Here is a 12,801-nt window from a genome sequence, read left to right as displayed (position 1 = left end):
TGGATCGGAATCGATTTAAGCAATCATGCGGCAGTTCAAAATGGTGCAGTGTCCTTTTGCGCGTCTGTAAACACGCGCGGCGCTGCACGCCCCGATTTGAACGGAGCATGCCACATCGAATTAATAATTCAATTGGATTTATTTATTGACAAGGCGATTTCTTTTCGCTCTTAATTGCCCTCGTCAAGGACACGGGACGGCTTTGGGCGCTTAACAATCCACGGCAAAGTGTCATATCTTAAATTCCGGCCCCGCACGGGCGGTGCCGGCAAACTCTGGGAGGAGTTCCATGAAGAAATCTGTTCTCGCTTTCGGCGCGCTGGCGCTCGGTGTTGCTTTTTCCGCTCCGGCGATGGCGGCTGACGTTTCCGCCTGCCTGATCACCAAGACCGACACCAACCCCTTCTTCGTCAAGATGAAGGAAGGTGCGACGGCCAAGGCCAAGGAACTCGGCGTTTCGCTGAAGTCCTATGCCGGCAAGATCGACGGTGACAGCGAAAGCCAGGTTGCAGCGATCGAAAGCTGCATTGCCGACGGCGCAAAGGGCATCCTGCTGACGGCTTCGGACACCAAGGGCATCGTGCCTGCGGTCAAGAAGGCCCGCGACGCCGGCCTGCTGGTCATCGCGCTCGACACGCCGCTGGAACCGGCCGATGCCGCCGACGCCACCTTCGCCACCGACAACCTGCTCGCCGGCAAGCTGATCGGCCAGTGGGCTAAGGAAACCATGGGCGACAAGGCCAAGGATGCCAAGGTCGGCTTCCTCGACCTGACCCCGTCGCAGCCGACGGTCGACGTTCTGCGCGACCAGGGCTTCATGATGGGCTTCGGCATCGACCCGAAGAACCCGGACAAGATCGGGGACGAAGACGACAAGCGCATCGTCGGCCATGACGTGACCAACGGCAATGAAGAAGGCGGCCGCAAGGCCATGGAAAACCTTCTCCAGAAGGATCCTGGCATCAACGTCATCCACACGATCAACGAGCCAGCCGCTGTCGGCGCCTACCAGGCGCTGAAGGCCGTCGGCATGGAAAAGAACGTGCTGATCGTCTCGGTCGACGGCGGTTGCCCCGGCGTGAAGTCGGTCAAGGAAGGCGTCATCGGCGCCACCTCGCAGCAATATCCGCTGCTGATGGCGTCGCTCGGCATCGAGGCGATCAAGAAGTTCGCCGACTCGGGTGAAAAGCCGAAGCCGACCGAAGGTAAGTCGTTCTTCGACACCGGCGTCTCGCTCGTCACCGACAAGCCGGTTTCCGGCGTCAAGTCGATCGACACCAAGGAAGGCACCGACAAGTGCTGGGGCTGAGCCCGCTTTATTGAAAGCAGACGGCCGGGGCTTGATCCCCGGCCGTTTTCGACGGACGATGTGCCGTCGCCTCACGAACCGGCTCAGCAAAGACCGGAAGGATATCGGTGACGGCCCCCGCGCGAGTTCGGTGCGCGGATGCGGAGGAGGAACCATGACCGGAACACAGGAATTCGAACGCGTCCTCGACGGCAGCGACAAGAGCGTCGCCTCCTTCGAGCACCAGGATGTCTCGCTGATCAAGCGTGCCCAGCATTTTCTGCACTCGACGCCGGCCGCCGTGCCGCTGATCGTGCTGGTGCTGGCAATCATCATTTTCGGGGCCACGATCGGCGGACGGTTCTTTTCGTCCTACACTCTGACGCTGATCCTGCAGCAGATCGCCATCGTCGGCATTCTCGGCGCCGCCCAGACGCTGGTCATCCTGACCGCCGGCATCGATCTTTCGATCGGCGTCATCATGGTGATCTCGGCGGTGATCATGGGCAATGTCGCCATCACTTACGGCATACCGACACCGATCGCGGTCGTAGGCGGCCTCCTCGTCGGCGGCCTCTGCGGATTGCTGAACGGCTTTCTCGTCGCCTTCATGAAGCTGCCGCCCTTCATCGTCACGCTCGGCACCTGGAATGTCGTCATGGCGACGAATTTCATCTATTCGGCCAATGAGACGATCCGCGACACCGACGTCGATGAACAGGCGCCGCTGCTGCATCTTTTCGCTGCAAGCTTCAGGCTCGGCAGCGCCGTGCTGACGCTGGGCGTCATCGCCATGGTGCTGCTCGTCCTCGTGCTCTGGTACGTGCTCAATCACACCGCCTGGGGCCGGCATGTCTATGCCGTCGGCGACGATCCGGAGGCGGCCAAGCTCTCCGGCATCCAGACCAAGAAGGTGCTGCTCACGGTCTACACGATTTCGGGCGTTATCGCCGCCTTCGCCGCCTGGGTTTCGATCGGCCGCAACGGCTCGATCTCGCCGTCCTCGGCGGTCACCGATTATAACCTCCAGGCGATCACCGCGACTGTGATCGGCGGCATCTCGCTGTTCGGCGGCCGCGGCTCCATTCTCGGCACGCTCTTCGGCGCCATGATCGTCGGTGTCGTGTCCATGGGCCTCAACATGCTCGGCGCCGACCCGCAATGGAAAGTGCTTTTGACTGGCGTGCTGATCATCGCCGCCGTCGCCATCGACCAGTGGATCAGAAAGGTTTCGGTGTAATCATGGCTCGCGAACCCCTTCTCACCGCCCGCGGTCTGGTCAAGCGTTATGGCCGCGTGACCGCGCTCGACAATGCCGATTTCGACCTCTATCCGGGTGAAATCCTTGCCGTCATCGGCGATAACGGCGCCGGCAAATCCTCGCTGATCAAGGCGATTTCGGGCGCCGTCACCCCGGACGAGGGCGTAATCACCCTGGAAGGCAAGCAGGTGCAATTCCGCTCGCCGATGGAAGCGCGCGAGGCCGGCATCGAGACCGTCTACCAGAACCTCGCTCTGTCGCCGGCGCTGTCGATCGCCGACAATATGTTCCTCGGCCGCGAGATCCGCAAAAAAGGGCCGCTCGGCTCGCTGTTTCGCATGCTCGACCGGCCGGCCATGGAAAAGCTGGCGCGCAACAAGCTCTCCGAACTCGGCCTGATGACCATCCAGAACATCAACCAGGCGGTGGAAACGCTGTCCGGCGGTCAGCGCCAGGGTGTCGCGGTTGCCCGCGCCGCCGCCTTCGGCTCGAAGGTCATCATCATGGACGAACCGACGGCCGCCCTAGGCGTCAAGGAAAGCCGCCGCGTGCTGGAACTGATCCTCGACGTCAGAGCCCGCGGCCTGCCGATCGTGCTGATCTCGCACAACATGCCGCATGTCTTCGAGGTCGCCGACCGGATCCATATCCACCGTCTCGGCCGGCGCCTGACGGTGATCGATCCGAAGGAATACACCATGTCCGATGCCGTCGCCTTCATGACCGGCGCCAAGGCGGTGCCGACGGAGCCTGTCGCTGCATGAGCGTACGCATCGATGACATCGCCGGCGAGCTTATCGGCCGCGCCGGCGATGCCAAACGTTTCCTGGTCGGCGTCGCCGGGCCGCCGGGTTCGGGCAAGTCGACCATGGCCGACAATCTGGCGGTGGCGTTGAAAGCCAGGGGCGAAAGCGCCGCTGTTCTGCCGATGGACGGCTTCCACATGGATAACGCCATCCTGATCGAACGTGGCCTTTTGGCGCGCAAGGGCATCCCTGAAACCTTCGATGTCCGCGGCTTCCTCGATATCGTCCGTGCCGTCAGACCGGCCGATCAGGAGGTTCTCGTCCCCGTTTTCGACCGCTCGCGCGAGCTTGCGATTGCCTCGGCCCGGCCGATCGATCCGAAGGACCGTTTCATCATTGTCGAGGGCAATTATCTGCTCTTCACCCAGGGCAAATGGGCCGAACTCGACGGCATCTTCGACTACACGATCATGCTCGCCCCGCCGATCGAGGTGCTGGAAGAGCGCCTTTGGGATCGCTGGCGCGGTTATAAGCTGACCGAGGAAGAGGCGAGCGCCAAGGTCTACGGCAACGACCTGCCGAACGGCCGGCTGATCCTCGAAAACCGCCGCCCGGCCGATGTGACGCTGGAGATCGCGCTGGCGTGATCCCACGGTGATTGTTTTCTCATAAGGGATAGTGGTATCGAAGCCGCAGACGCATCGCTTCGGAGGCCTGCCATGCAATCGATCACCATCCGCCGCCCTGACGACTGGCACCTGCATCTGCGCGACGGCGCCATGCTGGAAGGCGTGATCGCCGATACGAGCCGCACCTTCGCCCGCGCCATCATCATGCCCAACCTCGTGCCGCCCGTCGTCACCACAGCAGATGCGACGGCCTATCGTGAGCGCATCCTCAGGGCGCTGCCGGCCGGCCATCGCTTCCAGCCGCTGATGACGCTTTATCTCACCGAACATACCAGCCCCGACGATGTCGAGGCGGGCGCCAAAAGCGGCCTGATCACCGCGGTCAAGCTATATCCGGCCGGCGCCACCACCAATTCGCATGGCGGCGTGCGCGACATGGAAAAGGCGATGCCGGTGCTGGAGCGCATGGCTGCGATCGGCCTGCCCCTCTGCGTCCATGGCGAGGTGACGACGCCCGATGTCGATATCTTCGACCGCGAAGCCGTCTTCATCGACACCGTGCTCGATCCGCTGCGCAAACGCCTGCCCGAGTTGAAGGTGACGATGGAACATGTAACGACCTCGGACGGCATCGACTACATCAAGGCTGCCAAATCAAATCTCGCCGGCTCGATCACCACCCACCATCTGATCATCAACCGCAACGCGATCCTGGTCGGCGGCATCCGCCCGCATTATTACTGCCTGCCGGTCGCCAAGCGCGAGAACCACCGGCTGGCGCTGCGCGCCGCCGCCGTCAGCGGTGATCCGCGCTTCTTCCTCGGCACCGATTCCGCCCCGCATGTCGATCCGCTGAAGGAATGCGCCTGCGGCTGCGCCGGCATCTACACCTCGATCAATACGATGAGCTGCCTTGCCCATGTCTTCGAACAGGAGGGCGCGCTGGAAAATCTCGAAGCCTTCGCCTCGCTGAACGGACCGGCCTGGTACGGCCTTCAGCCGAACGAGGAACGCATCACCTTGTCCAAGCAGGCCGAGCCGGTCGTCTTCCCCGCCAGGATCGAAACCGGCGCCGGCCCGGTGACGGTGTTCGATCCGATGTTTCCGCTGCATTGGCAGGTGGTGGGGTAGGCGCCCGACGGCGCCGCCCGCACACTCTGGGGAAGAGGTAGCCGATGCAGATCAGCAATTCCTGGCCGGATATCTGGACGATCATGTTGATCGGGGCCGGTGTCATTTGCGGCTCGATGTTGATCGCCAGTGTCATTTTCCTCTCCTATCTCTCGCAGGAGCGGGCGCGGCGGAGGTCTCGGCCGGCAACGTCGGAGAACGGCGCACCGAGCGGTGTTCAATTCGAACGCACGGAGGGCGGCGATTGGCCAACATGGCACGGCGACGGAAGCGGAGGAGCGCATCAATGAACAGGGGCACCGTTTTGATGAAGCTGGCACCTGATATCGTAGAGCCATCCGGGCAATCATGAGCGATAAGGGTCGTTACTCCGCAGCACCGAAAGGCCGCCTTGGTCGAGTACTGGGCTGGACCATACTGGTGCTGGGTTTGCCGTTGGCGCTGCTTGCTGCCCTGATGCCGCCCAATGAATACCAGGCGACGCTGGGTATCGACGCGCTGGACTGCGACGGCTTGGCCAATGTTGTGATCTTCGCCATCCCCGCGCTTCTCCTCTACGGAGCAGGATTTGTCGTCAACGCCTTGAATTGGCGCGAGCGGGCAAGGCTGGTGTGCGCGATTGCCTGCGCCGTCATATGCGTTGCGGTTGCAGCAAACCTTGCTCGCGCCTTTATCGAAGACCGCAAACAGCAGGCGGCCTGTCTCGCCAGAACAGGATGATTTTAGACCGGGTCGGCCTAAAATCTGAATCCTGTTCTAAATTAGATAGTTAGAGCATGATGTTGTCCGAAAACCGCTCACACTTTTCGGCATCATGCTCTGGAGAGCTAAGCGCGACGCAGCCTGATCCTTTTAAAGTCCCAAGTTACCCCGCTAACATTTCCGTGTGCAGTGCATCATTTTTTAATGGAATGCATAAGACATTCCTCACCGCCGATCCCATAGGTTGTCAAACATTATCCGGTGGTTGCAGTCGCGGAGACTGAAAAAGCATGATGCTTGACTATAACTCCCTTTTGTTGGCGCTTGGCGTCTCCACGGCATGTCTGGCCGTGACCTTGATGGGCAGCTGGCTCGCGCGCCGGGCGGAAACGGTGCTGCTCACCGCCACCATCGGTCTGGTCCTCGTCATCGGCGGCATTTTTGTCTACGGCGCCTATGTGAACAGGCCGGAGATATGGCTGGGTGTGGCCAATTTCGTGCTGTTCCATGCCGGTTTTGCGACGATCTGGGGCGCCGGCAGACAGTTTCTCACCGGCCGGCTGTCCGTTCCGGCCATCTCGATCCGAGCGCTCGCTGCGATAGTCTTCTCCGTCGCGCCGATGCTGTCGGGTTATGACGGCCTGGCCTTCATCGCCGACAATCTTGCCATTGCCCTGCTGCTCTTTGCCACCGCCCGGCAATATTGGCTGGCCCGTGCCGAGGCGCCGGCCCCGATCCTCGGCATCACCGTGCTCTACACGCTGACGGCGATCTCCTTCGTCCTTTGCACCGCCGTGCTGATCTCCGATGGCAAGCTGGTGCTGGGCAAGGCGCCGAACAACTGGGCCGAAGATCTGAGTCTGGCCGTCTGCATCGCCGGCATGACCGGGATCGGCGCGCTGTCGCTGGCGCTGCATCAGTGGCGGCTTGCCGCCCGCCATCGTCTGGAGGCGATCACCGATCCGCTGACCGGTCTGCTCAACCGCCGCGCCCTGTTCGATCAATACGGCACGCGCCCGATGGGCTCGACCACCGCCGTCATCGTCTTCGATATCGACCACTTCAAATCCGTCAACGACCGTTATGGCCATGCGATCGGCGACCGCGTGATCAAGGACTTTGCCGCCGAGCTCGCTAGCCATTGCCGCGCCGGTGACATCGCCGCACGCTTGGGCGGTGAGGAGTTCGCGCTGGTGCTGAAAGAGACCATGCCGGGTCGGGCGGAACTGGCGGCCGAGCGCATCCGCAGGGCTTTCGAGGCGCGCGAGATTGATATCGATGACGGGGTGCTGACATGCACCGTCAGCGTCGGCGTCGCGCCCGGGCGTGCCAAGAGCCTGGATTTCGACGCCATGCTGAGCGCCGCCGACAAGGCGCTCTACGCCGCCAAGCGTGGCGGCCGCAACCGCGTCGAGCTTGCCGGCCACCTGCAGGCGGTGCCGGTCGAGGTGTCGCGCACCGCGTCTTGATCGCCGATCGATCCTCTCATACTATCGCCCTCGGCCGGATGCGGCCAGCCGCCCCGCGACGCCCGATGTTTGACACTTTGGCGTTATGGTGAATGCATCCAGAGAACATCCTTCACATCCCTTGCCGTTTGGCGATCGATGGCGAACGGGTCAGCAGACGCGGGCACTGATCGTCCTGTTTGCCGCCGACGGAAGGATCCACTATGCGCGATTTTCGCGATGCCAAGCTCATGGCAAAGACATTGCGGCAGGCCCTTGCCGACCGCGACATATCACTCAGCCACAGCGAAACGCTCGAAATCGTCGCCCGACAGTTCGGGCTCGAACAATGGAATATCCTCTCGGCCAAGATCGATGCGGCGGGCGCTTCCGGCTCCGCTGTTCGTATCGAGCCGCCGATGCCGATCTTCCGCATCTTCTCCGTGGAAAAGGCCATGGAGTTTTATTGCGGCTTTCTCGGCTTCAATCTCGATTGGGAGCATCGCTTCGGCGAAAACTCCCCGCTCTATTGCCAGGTCTCGCGCGACGGCATGGCGCTGCACTTAAGCGAACATTCCGGCGACGCCAGCCCCGGCGCCAAGGCTTTCGTCCGCGTCGCCAATGTGCGGGCCTACCACGCCGAACTTGCCGGCAAGGACTACCGCTATATGAACCCCGGCGTGGAGGAGGCGCCGTGGGGACTTGAGATGATGGTCATCGACCCCTTCAGCAACCGCATCGCTTTTTGCCAGCAGGCGTAGGCGGTGGCGGCTGACAAAGTTCGTCGGCTTCTCCTTCGTCATACTCGGGCATCACGCAGGTCGTTGCTGGGCGCCGTCATATCCCCACCCTCATTCCTGTGACAGGCACAGGAATGAGGGTAGTTGAAGGACGCACTACAACGGTGCTCCTCGCAAACATCAGAAGGCGGCATGCCCGCCCCGTCCCTCGAAGCCCCTCAGGATGAGGCTCTCTTGAATGCTTCTCACACCAGCATCAGCGCCCGCACGAAGGCGACCGCGGCAAGCAGCGAGGCCACCGTCCGCACGTGGTTCCACCATGTCCATTCCCGGATATAGGTGCTCCAGAGCGCCGCCGCTTCCGGACCGCCGCCGCTGACCTTATCAAGCGCATCGTTCATCGGTACGTTGAAGATGATGGTCGAGAGGAAGGAAGCGAAGACATAGAGGGCAGCACCCGCCAGCATCAGCGCGGATGCGCCGCCGCGCCAGTTCATCAGTGCCAGCACTGCGATGACGAGGCAGAGGATTGCTGTCGGCACGAAAAGCGCCATGAAGGGCGAGCGGACGATCGTCACGTTGATCGAGTTCATCGCGGCAATGCCCTGTTCGGCCGGGATGCGCGAGAAGGCGGTCATGATGAAGGTCGAGAAGGCGAAGAAGATGCCGGCGACGAGGCCGCTACCGATGGCGGCGGCCACCAGCGAGAGGATGAGGACGATCTGCATGTCGAAGCTCCTTCCGACGGGGTAAACAAGAGAAACTCTCTTATTTGCAAAATGAGATAAACTCTCTTATTTTGTTTGTCAACCGCCGTAGGAGAAACGCATGTCGGAACAGCCGGTCGCAACGCGCAGGCGCCAGCAGCATAGCGGCCAGCCGCGCCGGATCCCCAGCCAGCAACGTGGCCGCGAGCGCTTTGAAAAAATCCTTACTGTTGCCGCCGAGCTGATCGAAAGCCATGGCAGCGACGGCCTGAAGATGAGTGAGATCGTCGAAAAGGCCGGTCTTTCCTTCGGCGCGCTCTACCAATATTTCCCCGACAAGAGCTCGATCATCCGCACATTGGCCGAGCGCTTCAACGACGAGGGCAGGCGCTGCGTGGAAGTGGAGCTGGCGAAGGTGACCGACGCTGCGGCGCTCACAGCCGCGCTCGCCAATATTGCCGACGAATATTATGCCTTCTTCCGCCGCGAGCCCGTGATGCGCGACATCTGGCATGCGACCCATACCGACAAGCTGCTGCAGCAGATCGATGCCGAGGACATGGAATTTCATGCCCAGGCATTTCTCGCCGTACTCATCCGCCTGTGGCCGGAGCGCGATCGCAGCGAGCTTCTGGCGATCGCCCGGCTGACGATGCAGCTGCTTGCGGCCGCGGTGCGTTATGCCGTTTCGCTGGACGCGGAGGAGGGCGATGCGGCCATTGCCCTGTTCAAGAAGATGCAGGGACCCGATATCGGCCGCTTGTTGCGGTGATTGGCCGGTCTTCTATCTGGAAACGAGGGGCTCTTGCTGCTATTGCCGGAGACGCAAAGCTGAAGGAGAGCCGCATGATCCAGACGACATTTCCCGACCGCGCCGTGATGGCCGAACTGGTGGCCAAGATGCTCTGGGAGATCAAGGCGGTGCATTTCAACGCTGCCCAGCCCTATAAGCTAGCCTCCGGCATGGCGAGCCCGGTCTATATCGATTGCCGCAAGCTGCTCTCCTTTCCGCGCATCCGTTCGACGGTGATGGATTTTGCCGCCAGCACCTTGCTGCGCGATGCCGGTTTCGAGCAGTTCGATTGCATCGCCGGCGGCGAGACCGCCGGCATTCCCTTCGCCGCCCTGCTTGCCGATCGCCTCGGCCTGCCGATGATCTATGTCCGCAAGCAGCCGAAAGGCCATGGCCGCAATGCCCAGATCGAAGGCAATATGCCGGAAGGTTCGCGCGTGCTTGTCATCGAGGACCTGACGACGGCCGGCGGCAGCATGTTCAAATTCATCGACGCCATTCGCGCCGCCGGCGGCGTTGTCGACCACGGCATCGCGCTGTTCTTCTACGGCATTTTCGGTCAACAGCGTTTTGACGAGGGCAAGGTCCGGCTGCATCATATCGCCACCTGGCGCAATGTGCTGGCGGTCGCCAAGGAGCAGAAGCTGTTCGACGACAAGACGCTTGCCGAGGTCGAAGCCTTCCTGGATGCGCCGCTGGCTTGGTCGGGACGCAACGGCGGCGTTAGTGAGCTTTCGCTCTAGCCAGTTGACAAAAGCTCGCCAAATCGATTGATGAACATAGACGTTCTGTTGGGAGGAATCCGATGATTTTGTGCTGCGGCGAAGCCCTGATCGACATGCTGCCGAGAGACACGACCCTTGGTGAAAAGGGCTTTGCGCCCTATGCCGGCGGCGCGATCTTCAATACCGCCATCGCGCTCGGCCGCCTCGGCATTCCCACCGCCTTTTTCACCGGCATTGCCGATGACATGATGGGCGAAATCCTGCTTACGACGTTGAAGGCGAGCAATGTCGATTACAGCCCGTGCGCCATCACCCAGCGCCCCTCGACGATCGCCTTCGTCAAGCTGGTCAACGGCCAGGCGACCTATGCCTTCTATGACGAAGGCACGGCCGGCCGGATGATCACCGAGGCCGATCTGCCGGCCCTTGGCGACGATTGCGAAGCCCTGCATTTCGGCGCGATCAGCCTAATCCCGAGCCCGTGCGGCGAAACCTACGAAGCGCTGCTCGACCGGGAAGCCGCTCACCGTGTCATATCGCTCGACCCGAATATCCGCCCCGGCTTCATCAAGGACAAACAGGCGCATATGGCCCGTATCAAGCGCATGGCGGCCAAATCCGACATCATCAAATTCTCCGACGAAGATCTCGACTGGTTCGGTCTTTCCGGCGACCATGACGCGCTCGCCGCCCACTGGCTCGCCCACGGCGCCAAACTCGTCGTCATCACCAAGGGCGCAGAAGGCGCCTCCGGCTATACCAGCGAGCGCAAGGTGACGGTGCCGAGCGAGCGGGTCACCGTGGTCGACACGGTCGGCGCCGGCGATACCTTCGATGCCGGCGTGCTGGCGTCGCTGAAGAGGGATGGCCTGCTGACCAAGCGCCAAGTCGCCACCCTCGACGAACAGGCAGTGCGCAACGCCCTGACGCTCGGCGCCAAAGCCGCCGCCGTCACCGTGTCGCGCGCTGGCGCCAACCCGCCCTGGGCGCACGAGATCGGGCTGTAAGGCTTAAGCGAGCATCAGCCCCTCATCCGCCTGCCGGCACCGTCCTTCGGACCCCGTACGGGGCGAAGGGGCTATGCCGCAACCTTTCCGGTCCCCGTTACGTCTCGTAGGGCAGGTCCCCTCTTCCCGTCAGAACGGGGAGAGGGTTAGGGTGAGGGACATTTTTTTACTTTGCCAGCGCCGCAGCCAGCCCTGCATCGAGGCCTCGACACCGATCGATCAGGCGGCTGTCCGGGGATGCTCGGCAGCGATCACCAGATCTCCCAGGAAGTTTTCGCACCAAAGCGAGACGTCGTAGGACAGCAGATGTTCCATCATCATGCTCCAGCGGTCGCGGCGCTCCTCAAGCGACATGGCAAGGCCCTTGGCAATCGCATTGGCAGTGCCCTCGACATCGTAGGGATTGACCAGCAGTGCGCCCTTCAATTCCCGTGCCGCGCCGGCAAAGCGTGATAGCACCAGGATGCCCGGGCGGTCCGGGTTCTGGGCGGCGACATATTCCTTGGCGACGAGGTTCATGCCGTCGCGCAACGGTGTGACCAGCCCGATCGTCGCGAGGCGGTAGAGGCCGGCGAGCACGTTGCGGCTGATCGATCGGTTGACATAGCGGATCGGCACCCAGTCGACCGTCCCGATGGCGCCGTTGACGCGGCCGGCCTGTTCGGCGACCATCTTCTGCATGTGCTCGTATTCGGGGACTTCCGATCGCGATTTCGGCGTGACCTGCAGATAGGTGACCTTGTTCTGGTAGGCAGGATTGTCGGTGAGGAAACGTTCGAATGCTTCCAGCCGCTGAATGATGCCTTTCGAATAATCGAGCCGATCGACGCCGATGATCATGTCCCGGCCTTCGATGCTGCGCTGGGTCTTCTGCACCATGATATTGCTGGCGGCTTTCTCGGCGAATTCGGCGAAGGCCGCGGTCTCGATCCCGATCGGATAGGCGCCGGCCTTGAAGATCCGCCCATGGGAATTGAACAATCCGTTTCCGAGGTCGTCGCCAATGCCTTCCCTTCTGAGATAGCCGGCGAAGTTCTGCAGGTCGTAATCGGTCTGGAAGCCGACGAGATCGTAATGGGAAAGACCGCGCATGATTTCCTCATGGACCGGCATGGTGACGAGAATGTCGGCCGGCGGCCAGGGAATGTGCAGGAAGAAGCCGATCCGGTTTTTCAGCCCCATTTGCCGCAGTTCGGCCGCCAGCGGAATCAGGTGGTAATCATGAACCCAGATGATGTCGTCCGGCTCGATCATCGGCGCCAGCCGATGCGCGAAGAAGCGGTTGACGCGGAAATAGCCGGCCATTTCCTTGCGGCCATATTCGGCAAGATCCAGGCGGTAGTGGCAGATCGGCCAGAGAACCCGGTTTGCAAAGCCGCGATAATATTCCTCGACGTCGGTGTCGGTGAGATCGGTCAAGGCATAGGTGATGTTGCCCTTCTGCAGCTGCGACAGCGGGCCGGGTTCTTTGTCTCCGCTCGACTCTCCCGACCACCCCATCCAGATGCCGCCGCGCTTCTGCAGGGCTGCCTGCAACGCGACGGCGAGGCCACCGGCGGCGGCGCTGCCATCCTTGGCCGGCATGGGGACACGATTGGAAACGACGATAAGACGGCTCATGAGC

14 protein-coding genes are annotated in these 12,801 nt (G+C 61.9%); 12 read left to right on the top strand and 2 right to left on the bottom strand.

The annotated features are described in order from the left end of the window. Positions 1–289: 289 nt before the first annotated feature. The 9 genes from FFM81_RS18670 (at position 290) to FFM81_RS18630 (ending at position 7,966) form a co-directional block, all read left to right on the top strand. Positions 290–1,309, top strand: coding sequence for a sugar ABC transporter substrate-binding protein (locus tag FFM81_RS18670; protein ID WP_003570686.1), 1,020 nt, complete (start codon positions 290–292; stop codon positions 1,307–1,309). Between the two features lie 154 nt (positions 1,310–1,463). Further along, complete coding sequence (locus FFM81_RS18665; protein WP_138385432.1) at positions 1,464–2,528, top strand: ABC transporter permease; 1,065 nt, start codon at positions 1,464–1,466, stop codon at positions 2,526–2,528. 2 nt (positions 2,529–2,530) lie between these two features. Beyond that, on the top strand, positions 2,531–3,313 hold the full coding sequence (locus tag FFM81_RS18660) for an ATP-binding cassette domain-containing protein (protein WP_003570684.1): 783 nt from the start codon (positions 2,531–2,533) through the stop codon (positions 3,311–3,313). After that, positions 3,310–3,942 carry a nucleoside triphosphate hydrolase gene (locus FFM81_RS18655; RefSeq protein ID WP_003570683.1) on the top strand — a complete coding sequence of 211 codons (633 nt, stop codon included), beginning with the start codon at positions 3,310–3,312 and terminating at the stop codon, positions 3,940–3,942. Before FFM81_RS18660 ends, FFM81_RS18655 begins: the two co-directional genes overlap by 4 nt. Positions 3,943–4,014: 72 nt before the next feature. Next, positions 4,015–5,055, top strand: a complete 1,041-nt coding sequence (gene pyrC, locus FFM81_RS18650; RefSeq protein ID WP_003570682.1) for a dihydroorotase — start codon at positions 4,015–4,017, stop codon at positions 5,053–5,055. Positions 5,056–5,099: 44 nt separating this feature from the next. Then, the gene (locus tag FFM81_RS18645; RefSeq protein ID WP_003570681.1) at positions 5,100–5,345 is read left to right on the top strand and encodes a hypothetical protein; all 246 of its coding nucleotides are present in this window, start codon (positions 5,100–5,102) and stop codon (positions 5,343–5,345) included. 58 nt (positions 5,346–5,403) lie between these two features. Beyond that, positions 5,404–5,775, top strand: coding sequence for a hypothetical protein (locus FFM81_RS18640; protein WP_128398355.1), 372 nt, complete (start codon positions 5,404–5,406; stop codon positions 5,773–5,775). A gap of 272 nt (positions 5,776–6,047) precedes the next feature. Next, on the top strand, positions 6,048–7,226 hold the full coding sequence (locus tag FFM81_RS18635; RefSeq protein ID WP_138385433.1) for a GGDEF domain-containing protein: 1,179 nt from the start codon (positions 6,048–6,050) through the stop codon (positions 7,224–7,226). Positions 7,227–7,429: 203 nt separating this feature from the next. After that, positions 7,430–7,966 (top strand): glyoxalase superfamily protein, encoded by a 537-nt coding sequence (locus FFM81_RS18630; protein WP_003570678.1) that lies wholly within the window; start codon positions 7,430–7,432, stop codon positions 7,964–7,966. Between the two features lie 224 nt (positions 7,967–8,190). Here the strand turns inward: FFM81_RS18630 and FFM81_RS18625 are convergent, their stop codons facing one another. After that, on the bottom strand, positions 8,191–8,673 hold the full coding sequence (locus FFM81_RS18625) for an anthrone oxygenase family protein (protein ID WP_003570677.1): 483 nt from the start codon (positions 8,671–8,673) through the stop codon (positions 8,191–8,193). A gap of 100 nt (positions 8,674–8,773) precedes the next feature. Here FFM81_RS18625 and FFM81_RS18620 point away from each other — a divergent pair, with 100 nt between their 5' ends. The 3 genes from FFM81_RS18620 (at position 8,774) to FFM81_RS18610 (ending at position 11,177) form a co-directional block, all read left to right on the top strand. Further along, positions 8,774–9,424, top strand: coding sequence for a TetR/AcrR family transcriptional regulator (locus FFM81_RS18620; RefSeq protein WP_003570676.1), 651 nt, complete (start codon positions 8,774–8,776; stop codon positions 9,422–9,424). Positions 9,425–9,498: 74 nt separating this feature from the next. Further along, positions 9,499–10,188: an orotate phosphoribosyltransferase gene (locus FFM81_RS18615; protein ID WP_003570675.1), complete on the top strand. Its 690-nt coding sequence runs from the start codon at positions 9,499–9,501 to the stop codon at positions 10,186–10,188. Between the two features lie 62 nt (positions 10,189–10,250). Further along, entirely contained in the window at positions 10,251–11,177 is a 927-nt protein-coding gene (locus tag FFM81_RS18610) for a carbohydrate kinase family protein (RefSeq protein ID WP_097533617.1), read from the top strand. A 219-nt stretch (positions 11,178–11,396) separates the two neighbouring features. Here FFM81_RS18610 and otsA read toward each other — a convergent pair whose 3' ends face one another. After that, positions 11,397–12,797, bottom strand: coding sequence for an alpha,alpha-trehalose-phosphate synthase (UDP-forming) (gene otsA, locus FFM81_RS18605; protein WP_138385434.1), 1,401 nt, complete (start codon positions 12,795–12,797; stop codon positions 11,397–11,399). Positions 12,798–12,801: the final 4 nt, after the last annotated feature.

The organism is Rhizobium hidalgonense (assembly GCF_005862185.2).
GTDB lineage: Bacteria > Pseudomonadota > Alphaproteobacteria > Rhizobiales > Rhizobiaceae > Rhizobium > Rhizobium hidalgonense.
The sequence above is the reverse complement of the archived record's forward strand: the minus strand, read 5'-3'. Positions and strand labels throughout refer to the sequence as shown.